The following is a 21,327-nucleotide window of genomic DNA, read 5'->3' on the forward strand; positions in this document are numbered from 1 at the left end:
GAATGCCTCGTTTTATTCAGATCCTACAGATTATCTTGGCAGTGGTGATTGGTAGTTTCATTGGTTACGATTTGATCTTGCACGGAATCAGCATCTTTAACGAAAAATACGTAACTATCACATGTGTATTGTGGTTGATTTCTGAGATAACACTGTTTGTTATCTACAAGCTGATAGAAGACGATTAGTCCGACATCAACGAAAAAATTCAAAGCCCCTGATTATGAATGTAGTCAGGGGCTTTTATTCATCTAGCATTAAGAATGGGTATGGCATACTCACCAACATAAGCAAAAGAAAAGCAAAAGCATACAAACAATCCCAACAGGGAAAGAACATAGGCTTGCCTCTCTATTATCATAATCAGCTAGCCTATTTATCACGGAGTCGTTCAAATGAAACACCTAACTCAAGAAATGAGTGACTTTATAAGCAGAGGAACAGATTCTCACATTCGAGTAGCGGTCACGGGTTTGTCTCGTGCCGGAAAAACAGCTTTTATTACCTCGTTGGTTAACCAGCTTCTTCATACCTCTACTCACAAAAATTTACCGCTTCTTTCATCAGCGAGAGATGGAAGGATTATTGGGGCAAAGCGTATCCCTCAGCACAACATGATGATTCCCCGTTTCTCGTATGATGAAGCGATGGAGTCACTCACTTCTCAGCCACCAGAATGGCCAGTGCCGACGCGTGATGTCAGTGAAATTCGATTAGCGATCAAATACAAGCCGGCTAAAGGTGCAAAGAAGCTACTGAGCAAAAACAGCACACTTTATCTCGATATCGTTGATTATCCGGGCGAATGGTTACTCGATTTGCCACTGCTAGATATGGATTTCGATACTTGGAGTCAGTCCCAGTTCGCAGCATTGAAAGGCGAAAGAGAAACCTATTCGCAAGAGTGGAATACTCTGCGTGGTGATATCGACTTGTTAGCCGAAGCCGATGAAAAGAAACTGGTCGCGATTGCCGATAGCTACACTCAGTACCTTCATACTTGTAAAAGTAACGGACTGCACTGGGTACAACCGGGTCGATTCGTCTTGCCGGGTGAGCTTGAAGGCGCGCCTGTGTTGCAGTTTTTCCCGTGTGCTGCACCGGAAGGTAAGCTCTCGAAAACAAGTAATTATGCCGTGCTAAAAGCGCGTTATGAAGAGTACCAACAGAAGGTCGTAAAGGCGTTCTATAAGAATCACTTTGCGACGTTCGATAGACAAATCGTGCTGGTGGACTGTTTGCAGCCACTCAATGCAGGTTATGACTCTTTCATGGATATGCGTGGCGCACTTGAGCAGTTATTGAAGAGCTTTAAGTATGGTCGAAGCAATATCTTAAGACGCTTGTTTGCGCCGAAGATCGACAAGATCTTGTTTGCAGCGACCAAAGCCGACCATGTAACACCAGATCAGCATCCAAACTTGGTGTCACTGTTACAACAGATGGTACACCCTGCGTGGCAACAGGCAGCGTTTGAACATATCGATATGAGCTGTATGAGCATCGCGTCTATTCAAGCGACCAGTGCAGGTTATATCTCTTCAGGTTCAGATAATGTGCCTGCGCTGCAAGGTGTCACCTTGGATAACGTGCCTCAAACCATGTATCCGGGTGAGGTGCCACGTAAGCTGCCGAACAAACAGTATTGGGAAACCAACCAGTTTGATTTCACGAGCTTTAGGCCAATGGAACAACACTCTGATGAGCCTTGCCAGCATTTAAGAGTCGACAAGGTTTTAGAGTATCTCATTGGCGACAAGTTGAAGTAATTGAGGCAATTTAAATGAGTGAATTAAAAACAAAGCAGGTCTTTAATGAACCGTTGAAGACCTCTTTTGATGAGCAAGATAAGAGCGAAGTTGGTCCTGATTTAGGCGCTCAACAACTGTTTACAGAGCAAGAGAAATTTGTTCCCGTAGCACCGCAAGTGGAAGACGATCTTGATGGTGAAGCTGAGCAACAATTGGAACAAGTGATTCGACCGAGCAAAAAGAAAAAGTGGTTGGGCTCAGGCTTACTGGTTGCGTTTTCTGGCTTAGTCGGCTGGCAAGCGATTGATTCTGTCATCACAGCTATTCAATCAGCTGACTGGCTTGCTCTAGGTTGGGCGGGTTTCATCGCTGCTATTGCTTCGTTGGGCTTAGGCGCAATAGGCAAAGAATTGTGGAAACTGCGCTCGCTGAAAGATCACTTCAGTGTGCAAGTGCAGAGTGAAGAGCTACTGCAAAGCCAAAGTGTTGGTAAAGGCAAAGCATTTTGTGAAAACATCGCTAAGCAGGGCGGCATTATTGCCGAGTCTCCAGCTTACGATAAATGGCGAAACAGCATTAACCCTGCACACAGTGATGCTGAAGTATTGGATATGTACGATGCACTCGTCGTGAGCCAACAAGATAAGGTGGCGACTCAAATCGTGACTAAGTTCTCGACGGAATCTGCGGCCTTGGTTGCGGTGAGCCCTTTAGCGGCGGCAGATATGTTGCTGGTGGCATGGCGTAACTTCACCATGATAGACAAGCTCGCTGATGTGTACGGCATTGAGCTTGGTTACTGGTCGCGCATTAAGTTGTTCAAGTTGGTGTTAATCAACATGGCGGCAGCGGGCGCGAGTGAACTGGCTATTGATGCGAGTATGGACTTAGTTTCGATGGATCTTGCAGGTAAAGTCTCAGCACGAGCAGGGCAGGGGCTAGGGGTTGGTATTCTGACTGCACGACTGGGTTTAAAAGCCATGACACTGCTTCGCCCAATGCCTTGGCATAACGAGCGCAAAGTAAAACTGGCCGATATGCGAAAAGCCGTCCTTTCTGAAATAAAACGAATCACGCTGAAATAGCACATACCACTTTGAAACAAAATGTATGACATTGAGTGGTTTGCGAGCGAAGAGTAAACATATGTTTACTCTTCTTCTTGACTGAACTCAGACCTTAATTCACACTACTGTCAACTTATCCTGACACCTATAATAGGACTATTTGTGCGTCTTGAAGTATTGTGTGAAGACAGACTCGGCTTAACGCGTGAGTTGCTCGATATCTTGGCCTCAAAAAGCATTGATTTAAGAGGAATCGAAATTGATGTTAAAGGCATTATTTACCTAAACTGCCCTGATATCGATTTTGATGCTTTTAGTGAACTTATGGCTGAAATTCGCCGAATTTCAGGTGTAAAGGATGTACGTAAAATCCAATTTATGCCAAGCGAAAGGCATAACACAGAGCTGATTGCTCTGCTGGCTAACCTACCTGATCCTGTGATTGCGATTGACCTTAAAGGCTCAGTCGACATGGCGAACCACGCTGCATTAAATCTATTCAACAAGCAAGAAGACGAAGTGATCGGTGAACCGCTATCGACATTCGTGCCTAGCTTTAACTTTGCTCGTTGGATCGAAGGCGATGTGACTCGTCATCGTGAAGTTGTGGTGTTGGATGGTTTAGATTTCTCGATTGAGATCCTACCTATTTATCTTGGTGGCGACGTTAACGAAGCAGTGCTAGCTAGTGCCGTAATGACGATTCGTTCTTGTAATCAAGAGATGAACACGCCAGATGCTATCCCAGAACAGAACAACCTTGGTTTTGAACACTTTGTTGGTGTCTCTAATCGCCATAAGGCCTTGATCAGCCAAGCTAAGAAATTGGCGATGCTGGATCAACCGCTATTAATTGAAGGCGATACAGGTACGGGTAAAGAGATGCTAGCTAAAGCGTGCCACAACCGCTCAAACCGATCGTCTTTCCCATTCTTGATTCTAAGCTGTGCATCGATGCCAGATGACGTAGCAGAAACTGAATTGTTTGGTCATGCTCCGGGTTCATTCAACCATGAACAAGGTCATAAAGGTATTTTCGAGCAAGCGAACGGCGGCACGGTATTTTTAGATGAGATTGGCGAAATGAGCCCGCATCTACAAATTAAACTGCTGCGTTTCTTACAAGATGGTTCATTCCGCCGTGTCGGTGAAGAAGAAGAGATGCACGCTGATGTTCGTATTATCGCATCAACGCGTCACCGCCTTTCTGAACTTGCCGATTCTGGTTCATTCCGTGAAGACTTGTTCTACCGCTTGAATGTACTGACTCTGTCTATTCCAGCATTGCGTGAACGTTCTAACGACGTAGCACCATTATTGGAGCTGTTTGTTGCTAAGTACGCACAACAGTTAGGCATGTTAAAACCGAAGCTTACTCAAGAGCTGATCGACCAGCTTGGTAACTACCAATGGCCGGGTAACATTCGTCAATTAGACAACATGGTTCTACGCGCGCTAACAGAGTTGGATTCAGATACCTTAACGGTTGAGCAATTCCACTTGCCTCAGTTAGAAACTATGACGGCAGGAATGGCGAACCTAAGCTTAGATGGTTCTCTAGACGAGATCATGAAAGACTATGAATCTCAGATTCTAGAGAAGCTTTACCAGTCGTTCCCATCAAGCCGTAAACTAGCAAAACGCTTGAATGTTTCTCACACCTCAATTGCCAACAAACTGCGCGATTACGGTATTAGAAAGAACTGATCGAATAAGAACAAGATTATGGAAGATTTGAGCACACCAGAACGCATTTATAAGCGCGATGGAAACCTGATTCTACGCACCGCTGAGATAGACGATGCGAACATGATCAGCGAGTACTTTCAAACTAACCGAGAGTACCTTAAGCCTTGGGAACCGATTCGCGAAGATGCGTTTTTTGATAGGACGGGTTGGGCGCAGCGCCTAATTAAGTTAAACGAGCTTCATAAAATGGGGCTTGGCTACTACTGTTTATTGATTAATGCAGACTCTAACGAAATGTTAGGGACGATTTCGTTCAGTAACTTGTCCCGTTTCCCGTTCTACGCGTGTAACGTTGGTTATTCACTTGCAGAGCGCGCTCAGGGCCACGGTTACATGCGCAGAGGCTTAAACATGGCGAAGGACTACATGTTTGATGTGCAGAACATGCATCGCTTAATGGCGGGTTATATGCCTCACAATGAGCGAAGTGCTGGTGTGTTGGAACATCTTGGTTTTGTTCGCGAAGGTTTTGCGAAAGACTACCTACAGATTAACGGTAAATGGGAAGACCATATACTGACCGCGTTAGTTAACCCGAACTGGGAAGACAGACGTAATACTTAGATGTCGTTGTATTTACGAATAAGCGCACTTAAGTAAAAAAGCTAATAACGAATTTAAAGGCAGCGAATATCAAGCGAACTCTAATCGCCGCTGCATCAAAAAGAACATATAGGCATGGTAATCCATAAGCCTGAGAAGAAATTTGAGGAATTTTGATGTCATACACAACTTTGGACGAATACCAAAGAAAATGGATTTTCACTCACCAGTCGATGCCACTACCCGCTGAGGACTTGGAAAAGATTAAGCCAATGACACAGGCAAGAGCATCTCAGTTCTGGAAAGAGAACGTAAGCCCTCAAAGCCCAGATGCAGAAAGACTAAGCTCGCAAGACTGGCCGAGCAAAGCATCGAACTGGAATGAAGAGATCAGCTGGATGGCACATTGGGAAGCAGATGAGCCAGAAATGCCAGAAGAAATTTTGAACTTCATTGATTGGCAAGATGACGTAACTGTTTATTTTTGCTACGAAAAATACAATGTACTTGAGACCAAGTGGGCGATTTTCAAGAAGCATTGGAAGAACTTTTTGTTCTACGATGATGGCCCGATTTTACTAGGTCGTCGTCGTTCAGAAGCACTGTGGTTTGCAACAAACGGGACCGTGAAAATCGGTAACCGAGCATAATCTGACAACGAATTTTAAGCTGAAAAAAGCGAGCATCGAGCTCGCTTTTTTTGTGCCTGTGGATCTTTGAAGATCGTTGCGAAATACCCACTGTTTTAACCTGAAAATTGAATCGAGTTGCTACTCGTTTAAAAACGGAAATTTACGAAATTGAGATCGCTATCTCATTGGCTTAGTTGAAGTTTTATGCCATTGGACTATCTTTATAGTACTGCCTTAGTGGAGGTGAAGTATTATGATTTGGGATACTCTCGAACGTGTAAATAAACTTCGCAAGGAAGCAATGGAGGATCCAGATTTTTTGGATTCAGCGAAAATGCATGAGGAATGGCTTTTAAGCGAAACTCATAATCAATCTCAGAAAGGAGTCAAAGAGAAGAAACCGAAAAAATTGTCCGATATTTATGAAAACACGGATTTTCCTATCAACCCAACTGGAACGAAACATTAACAATGATTAACTGCAACGCGGCTGAGGCTCTTAACCCGAAAGCTGATGATCAACGACACATACCAGCCTTAAGCCACCAATAAAAAAGCCACTTTCAACGAATCGAAAGTGGCTTTTTCTTTTAAAGTGGCTTTTTCTTTTCTTGTTAGCTTCTTTACCATTAACAACGAAAGCTAATCGTTTCTAAACCTAGTTATTGATTAGGCTTAAGCCGCTTGGTAATGCATCACCAAACACACGCTTAGACTCACTTTCAGAAAGCTCAGTTACTTCACTGACGAGTGTTAACCAAGACTCTGGCACCTTGCTTTGCTTCAGCTTCTCAACAACTTGATTACGGTAATCGTCAGAGATATCAAACTGTCGGTCGCCGGTCTTACGACAAATCATCACAGCAGCGAAGGCAATCATCTGCTCTTTCTGCCAGTTCTGCTCAAGCAGTTTGGGTAACCATTGTTCTGCTTGCTCGCGAGGAATCACGCTGTGTTGGCTGCCATACAAAGGCGTTCTTGAAGCCAATCGACCCAGAGCCCACCAGTGCGCTTGCTCAAACTGATTATGGTTAATCGCTTTGCTTAAGAACCATGTTGCTAGCAGTACCTTGTCTTCCACTTCCAGTTGCTCAAGCGATGCAGCCAATCGCACCATGGCTTCATAGCCATTGTCTTGTGCATCTTTGGCCGTTTTAGGATTCTTCATTGCTCCGGGATGAAGGTACTTCGCAATGTCGGCCAAGATAGTCTCTTGCTGCTCTTGGTTTAAACCGCCTGCAACACGACGCCAGAATACCCACCAGTCCGTCCAACCTTGGTGATTCTTAAACTGGATGTTTTGTTGGTAAAGGCCCCAAATCTGCTCAATCCGCCATGAGTCCGTTGGATCACCAAAGCCAGGACGCAGCGAGTAACCCGCCAAACGTAGCCAGTTCTTCTCGTGTGCCTCTGAGCGGCGGCGGCGCTTGCGACCTAATGAGAAGCTATCGAACAGGTGACGAAGGGTCGTGAAGTCCCATTCATCGCGTTTACCGAGTCGTTTCTCAAGATCTTTAGACAGAGTCTTGATCTCTTTCGATTCAGCACTCTTTTTATTGCCGCTGTACAGGCGAGAAATCAGTTCCTTACACTCATCCAATCTCGGATGAAGTTTAGAGCTATCGGATTCATCACCTTGCTTGTTTCGTACTTCAAATTCTAACAACCAACGTTTAGAGTCATCTTCTGTGCTCACACACTCCATTTTCAGTGTGCCGACTTCGGTTAACTGACAGGCGAGTAGCACTTCAACACGTTCTTTTTGGTTAGCTTGAAGAGCTGCTGTACCTGAGCCTTCCAGCGTCGAGATGTAAGGTGGAAGAGGGGAGAACAGATCGGCATCCACATCCACCATCACACCGTTTTGGATTGCAGTATCATGGGCAATTTGATCGTGTGTTGAAGTCAGTAGGTTAAAACGAACCGGTTCGCCCAGCGTCAGTGAGAAACGTCGGCTGTTCAAACGGATTTCTTGACCTTCTTCAGTACCTTTGGCAAGCAGACACAGTGCCTTACCCATCTTGTTCTTTTCTTGAAGATGTAAGAAGTAAGAACGAGCAGCACCACCACCGATTTTAAGTTGTGCACCACGGCGTGCCTTACCAAACGCAACCGCACCTAATGCTACAGACCAATCTGGGTGAGGGTTATCTAGTACTGTGATTGGAGCGCCGTTCCAGTTACCTAGGAGCTGAGTAATACGCTCTGTAACAAGTTCACTGTTAAACACACCACCGTTAAGCAGTACACCGACAGGGATAGCAGGCTTGGTGTCATCGAACTCAATAGAGTCAGAGTTTTCCAGTGCAGCTTTAGACACTTGTTGGTGTGTCGTTAGGAACTCTGCAACGTGCTTGCTGACCGCAGGATCAGCAACGTAAGGCAGGCCGAATTCAACCACGGCGCTGCGACGTTTGTCTGGTGTTTCCGTAAATTCAGAAAGAGGGAAGAAGCCTTCCAAAGCGATTTGATGAACTTCTTGCTTGGTTAAGCCAATACTTTTGGTGCCACCTAACAGCTTAGAGCCACTACCGAGCATGGTGATCTTTACATCGTCAGGCGCATTAGCAGAAAGTAGGCTCTCTTTTGCAGCGCGAGTTTGTTGAATCAGCTTGGTGAGGCTAGAGGCATTCAGCTTCTTGTTTTGATTGAAGCGCTGTTCAGCTAGATGAGCGAGGGCTAAATCTAGGTTATCACCACCCAGCATTAAGTGTTCGCCAACGCCGATACGGTCGAGTGCTAGCTCGTTATGACCAGCGTTACTCGCATCGTTATTTGCATCGAACTTGGCTTCAATTAAGCTCAAGTCGGTGGTACCACCGCCGACATCACACACTAAGATCAATGGGATCTGTTGTAGCTCTTCCGCAGCCGTTTGTTGGTGACGAGCATACCAGTCGTAACAAACCGCTTGAGGCTCTTCGAGTAATAGAATTTTACCTAAGCCAGCAAGTTCTGCGGCTTCAAGTGTCAGCTTACGTGCTGTCTCATCGAATGATGCAGGAACCGTTACAACAACATCTTGGTCTTCAAGTTTGTTGCTTGGATTACGATAGTTCCATGCTTGGCGAATGTGGTTCAGGTAGCTCGCGCTCGCGACAACCGGCGATACTTTATCGACATCCGCTGCGCCAGCCCAAGGGAGAATATCTGAGCTACGATCCACCGCTTGGTGAGATAACCAACTCTTGGCACTCGATACTTGGCGGCCTTCTACCTTAGCGCCTAGTTCACGTGCCCATTCACCGACGATAACGTTTTTGATATCGCCTTTTACTGGGCTTGGTTCCCACGGCATCGTCAGGTCAGAAGGGGAGATTTGACCTTGTGCTGGGTGGTAACGAAATGATGGAAGTAGGGGCTTACGAACCACTTCACCGGGGCCGATGAGCTGATCGATATCGAAAAGAGAGACGGGAGCGTGTTGTAGGTCGTCGTTGATTTCACAGTAGGCAACCACAGTGTTGGTTGTGCCTAAGTCAATGCCGACTAAAAAACGAGGAGTTGCCATACAAAACCTTATTCTTCCAGAGTGATGACCAGTTTGCTGATGCTTTGGTCTTATTGTTGTTATTCGTAAACGTCATTCCTGAGATACAGGCAGGACTAGGTTGGGAACGGTACTGATAAAGTAACGGCACCCGCTAAGGTGCCGTTGATTCATTATGCTTCTTCGCTTGAGTCGTTGTTCGAATCTTCACGAACGTCGAACTCAACGTGCCATTTCTGACCATTGTCAGTGGCAATCGCTTCTAGGTATAGAGTACCTAGCTCAGTAACGCGAGAAGCCAAAGTAACCGGAACCACTTCACCTTCGCGACGACCTTCAGAAACAGGCAGCGTCACTTGGATTTCCGGAAGCTCGTCTAGTTCTTCTGGTGCCCAGTGATCAAGGTGAGTACCGGCTTCATCTTCACGGCGTGTCGTTGAACCGAAGAATTGGAAGTGAACTGGCTGACCAATCACTAGACCGAACTCTTGGCTAGGCACTTGCACGCTTGAACCTTCTTCCATACCAAACGGAGCAACACACAGTGCTTCCATAGGCGGAGCCATACCTGGGATTGCTGGCATCGCGCTCTCGATTCCTACGTAGTAAGAAGATGCGATACCACCGCGGATACGAACGCCTTGACCACGACGTACAGCGCCGTAGTAAGAAGCACCACTTGCAACCGCTAGGTCTAGGTCTAAACCTGAAAGCTGTTTAGCAAATTCTGCATCAGCATTGATCAACCACTCGTTGATAGTGTCAGAAAGACGATCTGCAAGTAGGTTAGATTTTAGAACACCACCGTTGAACAGGATTGCTGTTGGCTTGATGAAGTCAGCTGCAGGCGCTTCTGCACCTGGCATACCAGGCATGTTTGCAAACGGGTTGAAATCTTGTTGAGCGGCTTCGCTATTTCCAGAAAGCGCGTTTGCTTGCTTAGAAAGGAATGCAGCAATGTGACGAGTGATGCCCGCATCTTGAGCGTAAGGCAGACCCATTTGAGTCAGTGCGCCACGCGTCTTTTGTACAGGGTGCTCAGTCACAGCAACTTTAGGGAAGAAGCCGTCCACTAATGTTTGTTGAACTTCTTGCTGAGTCAGTTCTGTTTTCAGTGTCGCGCCAAGCAGTTTAGAGCCACGGCTTGGTACAACGATTGGCACAGATTGCAGTTCAGCATCGTTAAGTAGCGCTTCTTTAGCATCGCGACACGCGTGAGTCATCGCTTGAACTTGCCAAGGTGCCAGTTCCTTGCCGTCTTGCGCCAGTTTCATCTTCAAGCGGTAAGCAAGAGCTAAGTCCATGTTGTCGCCGCCCAGTAGGATGTGTTCACCTACTGCGATACGGTTCAGGCTTAGGTTGCCGTCGTCTTGCGTTACTTCAACTAACGAAAGGTCGGTAGTACCACCACCGATATCAATAACAAGCACGATGTCGCCAACGTCAACTTCGTCGCGCCATTTGTCATCGCTGTTATCGATCCAGCTGTAAAGAGCAGCTTGAGGCTCTTCAAGAAGCGTTAGATGAGTGAAACCAACATTACGTGCAGCTTCTGCGGTTAGGTCGCGAGCGGCTGGATCAAACGAAGCTGGAACCGTGATTGTTACGTCTTGGTCTGCCAGTTTGTGTTCTGGGTTCGCGTGGTTCCAAGCATCTTTAAGGTGCTCAAGGTACAGTTCAGTGGTCTTAAGCGGAGATACTTTTTCCACTTCTTCGGGGCTACCTGCAGGAAGGAATGCATCACGACGGTTAACACCACCGTGGCATAGCCAAGATTTTGCACTTGCTACCAAACGAATAGGGGTTTTTGAACCAAGGTTACGAGCAATCGCACCAACTAGGGCTTTTGGCTCAGAAGACCAAGGAAGAACGCGAGAACCCGCATTCATTTCATGTTCGTGTGGCTGGTATAGGAACGAGCCAAGTTGGCTGCGAGTTTCTACTGTACCTGGAGCCGTCAGTTGAGGGATTGGCATCACCTCAACGCGAGCGTCTTCATTGGTTGTGTCGATGAAAGACAAAACGCAGTGTGTAGTACCTAAATCGATACCAACACTGAACTTAGGTGCCTGAATTTGCTCTTGAGAAGATAGCTCTTGAGCTGAATGACTTTGGTGTTCCATTATAGCTCCACCTCTGCCGGTGCAATCACAGATGCATCGTAGTTCTCAGCAAGTTTTGGAAGGTTCATGTCAGTTGCTTTCCAACCTTTGTGAACAAGTGTGCCGTTGAATGGTGCATTACCCGTTACATTGCCTGTTAGGCGGATTTCTTGCGGGTTGAAACCTTCAGCTACCGTGATACGAGTCTCTTCATCTTCACTGCGGATGTGAGAAAGCGTTACGTAGTCTGCTAATACTTTTTGGCCGCCAGTGTGAATAACACGTGCTGCTGCGCCAACTTCTTCGTCAGAGAATGACGTTAGGTCTTCTTTTAGGAAGTCGATTAAGCGCGCTTCTTGCTGCATGATAGACAGAAGTTGCATTGCAGAATCTGTTGGTGCTGTAGCCAGTTTAGATTCAACTTCGACTACTTTTTCGATCACTTTTTCAACTTCAACAACTTTCTCTACTTCGACAATTTTTTCAACTGGCTTTTCAACTTCAACGATCTTCTCTACTGGTTTTTCTACGACTTTCTCAACCACTTTGGATTTACGAGAAACGGCAATAAGCAGTAGTAAAACGCTTGATGCAGTTAAGCCTGCGTGAAGCATATCAAACGTTTGTGGGATTAGGTTCAAATCAACGATCATAGTGATTTCTCTTTAAAATTGATTTAACGGTATATTCGTCGGTTCAAAGGAATATACAGGTTGGAAAGGAACGCAATGGCACAAGGCCGAAATGGTCACTTTCAAGCTATAAATATGGATGGATACTAGCATATTCAAGGCTTAAGAGTGGTATTTAATGTTTTCAATCAAGTGTGTTTTTGGTGTGTTAGCTTGAAATTTAGTCGAGATTTGCCTGAATATTGGCCGCTGATGTAAGCGAGAGGTAAACAATGCCCGTTATATGTCAGTTTTAAGACGAAACAGAAATGGAGCATGAATCCCTTCCGTTATATACTTTTAGCTCATTAACGCCTAATTGGAACATCTATGCCGCACACTACCGACCCTCTAACAGGGTTGAAGAGACGAACTCTCCCATTGGTCGTATTTTCGGTCAGCTTTTTGATTACTGTGTTGTGTTTTATATTAGTCGCGCTGAACCAAAACCGCGCCCTGAATATGAATTTGAATAGCTTTGCTACTCACCAGACTCTGAGCTTGGAAGCGTTTATCGATAATGATGTGGCTTACATAGGTTCCGGCGCCAATTTCTTCTATTCGAATGATCCTGAGAACTGGGATAAATTCGACCGTTTTGCTCAGCAAACCATTAATGATTCAAAGAGCCTAATCGGTTTGCAGTGGATGCAAAAAGTGGAGCCGGATGAGATTGCTGAACACACGGCTCAGATGAAAGAAAAGTATCCATCCTATAAGCTGTTTACCATCCCGAAGCATGAAGCAAAAACCTATGGCTACATCTTAGACGGTGAGCCGGCTTTTATTGCGACTGACTTGTATCCCAATACTGCTGCTAACGACAAGGTACTTGGCTTTTACTCTTCTCGTGAGCGATTCAAACGTGTTCTAGAAAACATTAAACAGACCCGCGAAGCGAATATTTCAGACAAGGTGCGTCTGATACAAGACGGCCTAGATCAAGATACCCCAAAGAGCGGCATGTTGGTTTACCACCCAGTATTTGAAGGCGAAAGTGACAACTTACTCGGTGTTGTAATTGGTGTGGTGCGCACCACTTATTATTTTGAAAACCTTTTGGCGTCAGCGGTGGGTGATATGGATGTGTATATTCGTGTTACCGATACCGGGTTCGAGGCAGAGGATTCGCCAATCTTATTTGAAACCGAAGGTTATGAAGCGGTATCTGGGCACCATATTACTAAAACGATCGCACTGACTAATCGTGACTGGAAGATCGACTACAAGATCGATTCATGCATCTCTTTTTATGGTTACCTTGTATTAACCGGAATCGCTTTGGTTGGCACAACCATCTCTTTACTGTTGGCGTATATCGTTAACATGCAAATCAGAGAAAAAGAGCGCCTGTATGCAATGTTGGATAAAAGGACAGAGGAGCTTCGCTTCTTAGCTGACCACGACAGCCTGACTGAAATTTATAACCGACGCGCTTTCAATAAGAAGCTCGATAAGGCGATTGAACGAAACCAGCCTTTTAGCTTGATTGGGTTTGATATCGACAAGTTCAAAGGCATTAACGATGAGTTTGGGCACCCGGCAGGCGATGCTTTGTTGATTCATGTCATCAAGTTGATTTCTGTGAACCTTAAACAAGGGGACGACCTGTTCCGTTTAGGTGGTGATGAGTTCTGTATTATCTCTAGCATTTCAAATCATGAAGCTTTAAATCGTTATTTAGAGTGCGTCCTGAATACCGTGAGTCACTCTCATTGTGAACACAAAGGTCGACAACTTAGTTGTACCCTGAGTATTGGTGCTGCCATTCGTAGCGTTGAGGACTCTGAAGAGATCATGCAAAAAGCGGACAGCATGCTCTACCAAAGTAAGTCAAATGGCCGAAATCGAGTCACAATTGCAGGCTAAATGAGCACTTGATACAACTGGGGTCGAGTTCTTTATTGGGCTCATGTACAATTTCACGAAATTTTTGACGAGAGAATTAGGCGACGTATGAATCACAATCGAGTGGTGTGTTTCGATTTGGAAATGTGCTGTTGGAGCGAAGACGGTGTAGGGACAACAGGGGAGATCATTGAAGTTGGTCTTGCTGAGATTGATCTCGCATCCGGTACTATCGTGAAGCGCGCACAATATTACGTTAAGCCAGAGAAAGACGAAGTCTCTCTGTTCTGCGCCGAACTCACGGGCATTACACCGCGCAAGATCGAAAAGCAAGGTCGCCCGCTAGAGTCTGTCATCAAGTCGATGATCAAGAACTTTGGTGGTCCAAACAAGATCTATGCAGCCTGGGGACGTGATGACCTTATATTACACAAAGAGTGTATAGAAAAAGGCATTGAACCTCCGTTTAGCGAGTTCTTAAACATCGCAACGCTTTACCGTGTCCAGAATCGCTTGAAAGACAAACGCATTGGCCATCGTGCCGCTCAAGAAGCCAAAAACATTGAGTGGGAAGGTCGTCAGCACTCGGGTTATGTCGATGCCTATAACCTTGCGAAACTCACATTGACCATGCTTTAGCAATAAGCTGATATTAATATTTGCTCCGAATTATAAAAAGCCACCTAAACAAGGTGGCTTTTTTTAACCTTCTGGCCGAATGTTGTCAGAATTAAATAAATCATCACCGTTCGCGTATTAAGGGATTTATTTCCCTAACATCACCTTGAGCTTATCGCCTTTATCAAAAAAGTGATGCTTCACTGCCCCTAGTATATGTAATGTTACCAACGATATAAAAACTTTAATCGCAGTAGCGTGAATCAAAAACAGCAGAGAAAATACTTCTCTAGAGGTTGCACTATCGCTAAATGCCCATGAGTACACGCTAAATAATGGTGTATTAATCAGTGCCATGCTTAAACCTGATATAGCGATAAAGGTTAATGTCACTGCTTGAACAAATTGAACCACTTTAGGCAAGGTGAACTTGCGTTGCTCTGGCTTAACTAACATTCTTGCAATCAATATATTGATGAGAACAAGGACAATTGAGCCGAGTATCTGATGAATTAAAATCGTTGGATACTTGTCAGAGAAAGGCAGAATTCGGCTTGATATAATGCCGAGAGTTAACGTTAGCATTACCCCACCAAACATCCCCCAGTGAAGAAAATCGACTTTATTAGTGAGGTTATTTTTTTCTCTATTATTTGATAGTTTTTTTAACATCATGAGTTCCATTATTAGCGTGTGAAAAATCTATTATATTTCTCATCGCTTTGTTATGGATGTGTTTGTCCAATGTTTAATATTAATAATCGGATAGCCATTTAATTAATATTAAATCGTTAGCTTGGCTCTTGATGACTCTTTTATCTCTGTTAGCGTGTGCAACATCTAACCAACGGAGGTCCTATGAAGCGGTTTATTAAAAGTTCCATCGCATTGAGCTTATTAAGTATTAGTTCACTAGCGTTTGCACAGCCCGTTGTGCTTATCAACACATTTTCAGTTGAAGCAAGCAAAGACGCCGAAACGTTAGCGTATTGGGAAAGTGCTAGAGATGTACTTGTAGAGCAACCAGGATACATCTCAACCACATTGCATCGTTCGCTGAGTGCAGATGCGACCTATCGATACGTGAATGTTGCCAATTGGGAGAGCCAGAAGCACTTCTTAGATGCGATCTCTGTGATGAGGAATCAGCTGCCAGCACTCGATATTGAGGGTGTGACTGCCGATCCTAATCTTTACGAAGTTATCCGCCATTAATTGAGAGTCTGTTCAAATGAAAGATGTACCACGATTGTTTTTAGTTCTTTTTAGCTTTTTATTCTCCGTCAGCAGTTATTCTGCGGCTTATGGTGTTTCCGTTGCGTGGAAAACACAGGATGCCCAAGCGGTATTTGATGCGATGCCGAATCAAAAAAAGGCGTTCGCCAATTTGATTGATGCAGGGTTAATTCACGACATGTTTGTTTCTGAAAGCTTTATTGGCGACCAAGCATTTCCAATCATTAAATTTGTTATGGAAGCAGACAGTGAAGAAGAAGTAATACGTGTTATTGGCAACCTTCCTTTGCAATTTAAAGAGTTAGCTGAAATAACAGAAGTGAGAGACATTGGTAGTAAGTGGTTGGATACGGAAGTCGTGTTTACCAATTATGCGATTGAGTTGTGTTGGAAAGAGCCAGAAGACCAATTAATTGCAGACAAAATAATCAGTGTGGATTTACAAAAAGTGGTCGATTGGAGTGCTCAAGGCGTTATTACTTCGGCTTATTTAAAGAACCAAGCGATTGCTGAATCTCAACCAAATCAAACCGCTATGATCAGGCCAATATATTCTATTGCTGTGTTAGCTCGAAATGAAAAACACGCACTCGAAATTGCTAACGATCTTAATGCCGTTAAGCTAGGCTTCGCTACTGTAAATATCAGCGAATTAGGTTTTAAACTCGCGCTGTGATTTTGAAATAAAGTAAATTCTCATGCTATTCTAAGGTGAGTTATTTAACACTTTTAACTCGCCTTATGAATAATAAAATACAAGAATATAACTTGGTTATTGACCTTGATAACCGCCAATTGCTTAATCTTTCTGTTAATAAGCACATCACTTTATCACCGTCAGAATGTTTGCTTTTAAAGCACTTGATGGACAACTGCGCACAAACCATAGGACGAGAGTTTCTGCTGACACATTGTTGGCCGGGAAGGGTGGTAACCAATAGCTCACTCAATGTAGCGGTTAAGAATGTTCGTACTGCGCTTCGAACTGTTGGTTCTGATTGTAAGGTGATTACTGTCCAGAAGGAGGGATACTGCTTTGTCGCGCCTGAAAACGACGTGGCTAATGTGGATGAGCTTATAGATAGCTCAAGTGACGGTACGACAGAAACCGTAATCGATGTCTCTGAGCCCCCAATCACTAACGACTTGAAGACTGATCACGATGCGATTGAGGTGTCTGATTCTAAGCATCACTCATTGCTTGGTTTTTTCAATGGCAAAGGTAAACCTCATCTAGTACCGCTAACGGCAGGTATCGTTGTGAGTGCTTTGTTAGTCGTCGTGCTCTCTTACCTCGGTTTATTCATGGAAAGAACGTCCATCAATGGAATTGCGGTGTACCACGATAGCGTCAACTTAGATTCGATGCTGGTGGAAGACTTAACATCGATTGCTGAACCTGGAGTCGAAGCAATATACCTGCATCGCATGGGGATTGATTGCGGCGCCATACAAGTGGTGATACTGAACCAAAGTGGCTGGAAAGACATCAGCTCAAGCTTTGAATTAACGCACTGTAACGACGCGCAAGCCGGGCTCTTCGAGATCGAACCCATTAATAGACTGGGACTAAACCAAGCAACAGAAGGAACGGTCGATGAAGCGTAAGTTTTGGCTACCTATCGTGGTTACCTTGTCCGCTATTTTACTGTTTGGTGTCATTTCCGGTGTGATGACCCGTGGTGCTTATCAGTTTGAGGGCATTTATGAAAACGTCGGTTATGAAGTGCTGACGCTAGATCTGAAGAATGGCCGTTCCAAGATGCGTTATGTTGGCTATGATATCAACGGTCAAGTCGTGCAGACCAAGCAGTTTTTTGGCGTGTTCTTACGTTGGGGCAATCACTACTATTTCTATCAGATTGAACAAGACCAAGCTCACGGGCAGCAGACCTTTAATGTGAAGAATTTTTTCATTCAGCATCACAACAACAGGCGTAGCGTAATGGTGTCGGATCAGCGTGGCGCTTACGTGACCAAAGATGGGAAAATTCTGGAACTGAAAGGGATTCTATATGGACGAGCACTTCGCTAAATTGTACTAGGTTGTAAGCTCTCTGAGTTATCCAGTCTTATTTGATATAAAAGCGACGGCCTATTGAGCCGTCGCTTTTTCGCTTTTTCGCTTTGTCGTTTGTTCGTTTAGTCAGAGTCTAATCTTCGCCTAGAACGCTCAATTTACTTTTGATGAAATCTTTGTGGTCAACGTAAAGCAGTTCAGCAGTTTTGCGGATAACGGAATCTTCAAGTGGATCAATCTCTCCATCGGCATGCGCGACTTCCCACATAGCTTTAATCAAATCTATGCGAACTGGCTGCGACAGCTCTCGCAGTTGAGAAGTGAAGTCATACAGAGAAACAGATTGTTCAACTTGAGGCTCAGCTTGTGCCAATAAGTCTTTTGATTCTTCTTCGGTTATGCTCAACAAACGTTGTAGCAAGTGAAGCTTGGCTTCTTGCTCTGATTCGTTGATCGCGTGGTCTGCACCAGCGACTTCACATAACAAGCTGGCGATAGCTAAGTTAGGTGAGGCAATGGGTGTTTTACCTAAATCAGAGCCTTCAACTAATTGTTTAAATAACGAGGTCAGTGAGTTAAACATAAGAGCATTCCAGTTATGGTGAATATTATTACTATTGGGCCTACAGAGTGTGATCGCAAGCGTCTTTACTTAAAACTGACATTACGAAGACGCGAGCAATAAGGAACAGTTGTCAGGGCGTGTTGACCTTTCGCGGTTAAATTTTGTTCGGATGGGGACGCCTAGTCAAAAGCGTTTTAATCGCGCGAGGGGGAAGTAGCCTAGTCATTCTAAGCAAATCTCCCTCAACAAAGAGTAAAACGCTTTTTGCGGGGGCGCCCAGCTCGAACTCTTCGGGCAGCGTTTGCTGGTCATTTCTACTGCGTTATCGGCTTCTCATGTAGGCTAGCTACACATCGACGCCTCTGCCTTGTATAAATCCCCAGCAATTCGCTGCAAAAATCAGCTCGAAAGATCAACACGCCCTAATCCGGCTCTGGAAAACGCGTGACTTTGCCATCGCCACTTAGCGTTGTGATGGCTTGTGGTTTTCCTTCGCTATCCAACCTGAGCTCACCAATCGCACTGCGGTTTGAAAGGCGATAGAAGGTTTGGTTGTCTGGGCTACGTTTCTCGATTCTTAAGCGCTTACGTTTAGTGAAGTAGTTGAGCACCGAGCGCGGGCTATACAATAATCGGTCACATACATCGCAGAATTTCAGCAATGGAGCAGGGAACTGATTCTTGATGCCACTACAAGTAATTTGGTAGATGTTCGGACTGTTTCGGCGATACCTAAGCTTTATGTCGTAGGCGAAGGAGTAATGCACATCACCTGAAAGCACCACGAAGTTGGTTGGCGTTTTGGTGTGAGTAAAGATGCTGATGAGGGTATTAGCACTGCCTGGGTGCGCCATCCAGTTCTCGGCATCAATCACCAGTGGTTTACCTAGGGTGGTCATCATCTTCTGCAGCGTTTCAATGAACTTAACGCCGAACATTGGTGCGGCAGACACAATCACCACTTTCTCCTGATTGATTAACTGGTGCTGAAATTCAGTCAGGGCTTCCCAGTCCATCAAACCCGATGGTTTATTCATGCGTGACTCAGAACGCCAACGACGAGTGCGTGTATCCAACACAATCACTTTTGGTGACGTGTTGATGGTGTAGTGCCACTCTTCGAAGCGATCCAGCATCTCAATGTATTGTTTATGTCGTGTTGGCTCTAGCTGCTCAATGACCGTTTCAGTAGTTTCTGCCAGTTCAACCGTTTGTTCGCTTGAGTCTCCCAGACCAACATCTTGGCTTACTAATTCCGAGAAAAGCTGTTTGGTTTGTTCCATGAAATCGCGGTTGAAGTTCTCTGGTGCGTTACCCCAGCCCTGGCACATCCAATAAGCCGCAAGACCGTTACCAATAACTTGTGTCGCGAACTGGTTTTGATCGACCGCGTGCTCCCAGCCAACTGTAAGGTTCCAATCATCCGTGACATCGTGGTCATCGAAGATCATGTAAGTTGGGATATGAGCGAACAGACGCTGTACTTGTGGCAGGCCAGCGATGAAGTCATCAATAATGATGCTCTCATCACGCCACTGTTGCTGCTCGGAAGGCGTTAATTGTCGGCCACCGTGCATGAAGTCGTTTTCGATTAATCGTTCGCGGTTGATGCATTGCCACAAAGTTGGAGACCAAACCAGCAAGTACATCGCGATGAATTCAGACAGCGTGACTAAATGGTTCTCACAATCTGTCGAACTGAAGATAGGGATCCCACGTTTAGGGAATAACTTATCGAGCAGCGAATCTGATGTGTTGTGGTGTGGCAGTAAGTGATCACGTTGGTAAAGGTGATAGTCGCTGTTAAACAGGGCTTCACTACTGCTGATTTTGCTGTCCAGTGAGTCTGTCGGCAAGCTTTCACCGACTAACCCAAGCAGTTGAATCACTTGCTGAATCGCATCTAATGTTGGACCCGCCACGTGATCGGCGTAGATTTGGTCACCGCTCATCATCAACATATCCGGTCGCTCAACAACAGCTTGGGTGGCGATCTTGTTATCTGCCGCTACGAGGCTGTCTTTGCTTGGATGGTGAGGGTTACGACAAGAGCCATGCAAGATGTAGTCAGCCGTTGTCGATATCTTAAATTCGATTCGAGCGTTGTCACTGTTGGTTCGCTTGTCAGCGTAAACCAAGTGCGGCGCCAGTTCCGTTAATGAACCTTGGTCGGTCTCTATTTGATACTGCAACGGAACGTTGGTTGGAAACTCTCCCTGCAAATGAATCAAAGTTACCCAAGCGTGTGCACCCACTTGAATCGATTCTTGTTCACCCAGTGGCGACGTAAAGAAAGGCGTTTCTTGCTCTGCATTGAATAATTCAGTTGTACCCGAAAGTGGGGCACTGGTGACTACCCAAAGTACCACCTCAGTTGCGGTGGTTTTTCGTAGAATTGGGCCTGCGAGCAATAAGGGAAGAGTTGATGTCGTCGAGCGTTTCAATACGGTTCCTAAATCGTTGGAGGTGTGTCGTTGAGTTGTTGTGTTTCGAGCGCAGAGGTGTCGAGTTCCGATGTGTCAGGCTCGTGAGTTTCAACAGCTGTTGTTCCCAGCTCTGGAGTTTCAGGCACTGTTGTCTCTAGCTCTGTCATCTCACCTTCTGTCGTTTCATCTTCCGTCATCTCAAGGACTTCGATAACTTCGGAGCTAGAAAGTTCATGACCCATCAGAAATATCGCCAATAAGGCATCGGCTTTGGTTTTAGTATCGGAAGGATCGTCTAATACTTGTTCAAGCTTTTCTCGGATCATGGCAATTTCGTGCTCTACAAAGCCACGGCCTTCGTCATCCCCTTGGTTTTCTTCAGGGGCATTATCGAACTCCATAAACAGCAACTCACCGTCTAACTTTGTGTTAACCAGTCGCTCTGGCAACCATTCCTCACCCATAACGATATCTGGGTCGGAATCATTGGGTAAGTGGTCTATAATGTTTTGTAATTCTGAGACTTTCACAATACTTTCATTTAACCGAGAATATCCTTCATTGTAACGGTCAATTCCAATCAAACCTAAAACTAGTTGGCTGGAATGG

At 45.1% G+C, this 21,327-nt stretch carries 19 protein-coding genes and 2 pseudogenes; 13 read left to right on the forward strand and 8 right to left on the reverse strand.

Annotated elements, in window-relative coordinates; translation table 11 throughout:
• Positions 1–2 precede the first annotated feature (2 nt).
• From FLM53_RS14550 to FLM53_RS14580, 7 genes are all read left to right on the forward strand, one after another.
• Positions 3–188, forward strand: coding sequence for a hypothetical protein (locus FLM53_RS14550; protein ID WP_010441392.1), 186 nt, complete (start codon positions 3–5; stop codon positions 186–188).
• Between the two features lie 207 nt (positions 189–395).
• Positions 396–1,769: a YcjX family protein gene (locus FLM53_RS14555; RefSeq protein ID WP_176681500.1), complete on the forward strand. Its 1,374-nt coding sequence runs from the start codon at positions 396–398 to the stop codon at positions 1,767–1,769.
• A gap of 14 nt (positions 1,770–1,783) precedes the next feature.
• Complete coding sequence (locus tag FLM53_RS14560) at positions 1,784–2,836, forward strand: YcjF family protein (RefSeq protein ID WP_176681499.1); 1,053 nt, start codon at positions 1,784–1,786, stop codon at positions 2,834–2,836.
• A gap of 144 nt (positions 2,837–2,980) precedes the next feature.
• Positions 2,981–4,525: a transcriptional regulator TyrR gene (gene tyrR / locus FLM53_RS14565; protein ID WP_161672638.1), complete on the forward strand. Its 1,545-nt coding sequence runs from the start codon at positions 2,981–2,983 to the stop codon at positions 4,523–4,525.
• A gap of 18 nt (positions 4,526–4,543) precedes the next feature.
• The gene (rimJ, locus tag FLM53_RS14570; RefSeq protein WP_176681498.1) at positions 4,544–5,131 is read left to right on the forward strand and encodes a ribosomal protein S5-alanine N-acetyltransferase; all 588 of its coding nucleotides are present in this window, start codon (positions 4,544–4,546) and stop codon (positions 5,129–5,131) included.
• Positions 5,132–5,286: 155 nt separating this feature from the next.
• Entirely contained in the window at positions 5,287–5,760 is a 474-nt protein-coding gene (locus tag FLM53_RS14575; protein WP_048664809.1) for a DUF2947 domain-containing protein, read from the forward strand.
• 235 nt (positions 5,761–5,995) lie between these two features.
• On the forward strand, positions 5,996–6,211 hold the full coding sequence (locus FLM53_RS14580) for a hypothetical protein (RefSeq protein WP_176681497.1): 216 nt from the start codon (positions 5,996–5,998) through the stop codon (positions 6,209–6,211).
• Positions 6,212–6,400: 189 nt separating this feature from the next.
• Here FLM53_RS14580 and FLM53_RS14585 read toward each other — a convergent pair whose 3' ends face one another.
• The 3 genes from FLM53_RS14585 to FLM53_RS14595 all read right to left on the reverse strand — a co-directional run bounded on the left by FLM53_RS14585 (position 6,401) and on the right by FLM53_RS14595 (position 11,987).
• Positions 6,401–9,253: an Hsp70 family protein gene (locus FLM53_RS14585; protein ID WP_176681496.1), complete on the reverse strand. Its 2,853-nt coding sequence runs from the start codon at positions 9,251–9,253 to the stop codon at positions 6,401–6,403.
• A gap of 152 nt (positions 9,254–9,405) precedes the next feature.
• Positions 9,406–11,355 carry an Hsp70 family protein gene (locus FLM53_RS14590; protein WP_176681495.1) on the reverse strand — a complete coding sequence of 650 codons (1,950 nt, stop codon included), beginning with the start codon at positions 11,353–11,355 and terminating at the stop codon, positions 9,406–9,408.
• The gene (locus tag FLM53_RS14595) at positions 11,355–11,987 is read right to left on the reverse strand and encodes a DUF2760 domain-containing protein (protein WP_176681494.1); all 633 of its coding nucleotides are present in this window, start codon (positions 11,985–11,987) and stop codon (positions 11,355–11,357) included. Before FLM53_RS14595 ends, FLM53_RS14590 begins: the two co-directional genes overlap by 1 nt.
• A 348-nt stretch (positions 11,988–12,335) precedes the next feature.
• Between FLM53_RS14595 and FLM53_RS14600 the strand changes: the two genes are divergently transcribed.
• Positions 12,336–13,874, forward strand: coding sequence for a sensor domain-containing diguanylate cyclase (locus FLM53_RS14600; RefSeq protein WP_176681493.1), 1,539 nt, complete (start codon positions 12,336–12,338; stop codon positions 13,872–13,874).
• A gap of 87 nt (positions 13,875–13,961) precedes the next feature.
• Positions 13,962–14,492: a 3'-5' exonuclease gene (locus tag FLM53_RS14605; RefSeq protein ID WP_123283105.1), complete on the forward strand. Its 531-nt coding sequence runs from the start codon at positions 13,962–13,964 to the stop codon at positions 14,490–14,492.
• A gap of 126 nt (positions 14,493–14,618) precedes the next feature.
• Here FLM53_RS14605 and FLM53_RS14610 read toward each other — a convergent pair whose 3' ends face one another.
• The gene (locus tag FLM53_RS14610; protein ID WP_176681492.1) at positions 14,619–15,143 is read right to left on the reverse strand and encodes a cytochrome b/b6 domain-containing protein; all 525 of its coding nucleotides are present in this window, start codon (positions 15,141–15,143) and stop codon (positions 14,619–14,621) included.
• Between the two features lie 186 nt (positions 15,144–15,329).
• Here FLM53_RS14610 and FLM53_RS14615 point away from each other — a divergent pair, with 186 nt between their 5' ends.
• The 4 genes from FLM53_RS14615 (at position 15,330) to FLM53_RS14630 (ending at position 17,742) form a co-directional block, all read left to right on the forward strand.
• On the forward strand, positions 15,330–15,686 hold the full coding sequence (locus FLM53_RS14615) for an antibiotic biosynthesis monooxygenase (RefSeq protein WP_176681491.1): 357 nt from the start codon (positions 15,330–15,332) through the stop codon (positions 15,684–15,686).
• Between the two features lie 16 nt (positions 15,687–15,702).
• On the forward strand, positions 15,703–16,383 hold the full coding sequence (locus FLM53_RS14620; protein WP_176681490.1) for a hypothetical protein: 681 nt from the start codon (positions 15,703–15,705) through the stop codon (positions 16,381–16,383).
• A gap of 65 nt (positions 16,384–16,448) precedes the next feature.
• Positions 16,449–17,315, forward strand: coding sequence for a winged helix-turn-helix domain-containing protein (locus tag FLM53_RS14625; protein WP_176681489.1), 867 nt, complete (start codon positions 16,449–16,451; stop codon positions 17,313–17,315).
• The gene (locus FLM53_RS14630) at positions 17,305–17,742 is read left to right on the forward strand and encodes a hypothetical protein (protein WP_176681488.1); all 438 of its coding nucleotides are present in this window, start codon (positions 17,305–17,307) and stop codon (positions 17,740–17,742) included. The genes FLM53_RS14625 and FLM53_RS14630 overlap by 11 nt, the downstream gene beginning before the upstream one ends.
• A 118-nt stretch (positions 17,743–17,860) precedes the next feature.
• Here FLM53_RS14630 and FLM53_RS14635 read toward each other — a convergent pair whose 3' ends face one another.
• From FLM53_RS14635 to FLM53_RS14645, 4 genes and pseudogenes are all read right to left on the reverse strand, one after another.
• Positions 17,861–18,310: a TerB family tellurite resistance protein gene (locus tag FLM53_RS14635; RefSeq protein ID WP_176681487.1), complete on the reverse strand. Its 450-nt coding sequence runs from the start codon at positions 18,308–18,310 to the stop codon at positions 17,861–17,863.
• Positions 18,311–18,714: 404 nt separating this feature from the next.
• A pseudogene (locus FLM53_RS24185) lies at positions 18,715–19,440 on the reverse strand (alkaline phosphatase D family protein); the annotation flags it as partial.
• Between the two features lie 107 nt (positions 19,441–19,547).
• Positions 19,548–20,736 (reverse strand): annotated as a pseudogene (locus FLM53_RS24190) (alkaline phosphatase family protein); the annotation flags it as partial.
• A gap of 8 nt (positions 20,737–20,744) precedes the next feature.
• On the reverse strand, positions 20,745–21,248 hold the full coding sequence (locus FLM53_RS14645) for a hypothetical protein (RefSeq protein WP_176681485.1): 504 nt from the start codon (positions 21,246–21,248) through the stop codon (positions 20,745–20,747).
• Positions 21,249–21,327: the final 79 nt, after the last annotated feature.

It is taken from the genome of Vibrio sp. Scap24 (genome assembly GCF_013394185.1).
Lineage (GTDB): Bacteria > Pseudomonadota > Gammaproteobacteria > Enterobacterales > Vibrionaceae > Vibrio > Vibrio pomeroyi.

Bases quoted from the DNA above. Each gene is read 5' to 3' on its own strand.
- FLM53_RS14550 (WP_010441392.1), top strand. From the start codon at position 3: ATGCCTCGTTTTATTCAGATCCTACAGATTATCTTGGCAGTGGTGATT.
- FLM53_RS14555 (WP_176681500.1), top strand. From the start codon at position 396: ATGAAACACCTAACTCAAGAAATGAGTGACTTTATAAGCAGAGGAACA.
- FLM53_RS14560 (WP_176681499.1), top strand. From the start codon at position 1,784: ATGAGTGAATTAAAAACAAAGCAGGTCTTTAATGAACCGTTGAAGACC.
- rimJ (WP_176681498.1), top strand. From the start codon at position 4,544: ATGGAAGATTTGAGCACACCAGAACGCATTTATAAGCGCGATGGAAAC.
- FLM53_RS14575 (WP_048664809.1), top strand. From the start codon at position 5,287: ATGTCATACACAACTTTGGACGAATACCAAAGAAAATGGATTTTCACT.
- FLM53_RS14580 (WP_176681497.1), top strand. From the start codon at position 5,996: ATGATTTGGGATACTCTCGAACGTGTAAATAAACTTCGCAAGGAAGCA.
- FLM53_RS14585 (WP_176681496.1), bottom strand. From the start codon at position 9,253: ATGGCAACTCCTCGTTTTTTAGTCGGCATTGACTTAGGCACAACCAAC.
- FLM53_RS14590 (WP_176681495.1), bottom strand. From the start codon at position 11,355: ATGGAACACCAAAGTCATTCAGCTCAAGAGCTATCTTCTCAAGAGCAA.
- FLM53_RS14595 (WP_176681494.1), bottom strand. From the start codon at position 11,987: ATGATCGTTGATTTGAACCTAATCCCACAAACGTTTGATATGCTTCAC.
- FLM53_RS14600 (WP_176681493.1), top strand. From the start codon at position 12,336: ATGCCGCACACTACCGACCCTCTAACAGGGTTGAAGAGACGAACTCTC.
- FLM53_RS14605 (WP_123283105.1), top strand. From the start codon at position 13,962: ATGAATCACAATCGAGTGGTGTGTTTCGATTTGGAAATGTGCTGTTGG.
- FLM53_RS14610 (WP_176681492.1), bottom strand. From the start codon at position 15,143: ATGTTAAAAAAACTATCAAATAATAGAGAAAAAAATAACCTCACTAAT.
- FLM53_RS14615 (WP_176681491.1), top strand. From the start codon at position 15,330: ATGAAGCGGTTTATTAAAAGTTCCATCGCATTGAGCTTATTAAGTATT.
- FLM53_RS14620 (WP_176681490.1), top strand. From the start codon at position 15,703: ATGAAAGATGTACCACGATTGTTTTTAGTTCTTTTTAGCTTTTTATTC.
- FLM53_RS14625 (WP_176681489.1), top strand. From the start codon at position 16,449: ATGAATAATAAAATACAAGAATATAACTTGGTTATTGACCTTGATAAC.
- FLM53_RS14630 (WP_176681488.1), top strand. From the start codon at position 17,305: ATGAAGCGTAAGTTTTGGCTACCTATCGTGGTTACCTTGTCCGCTATT.
- FLM53_RS14635 (WP_176681487.1), bottom strand. From the start codon at position 18,310: ATGTTTAACTCACTGACCTCGTTATTTAAACAATTAGTTGAAGGCTCT.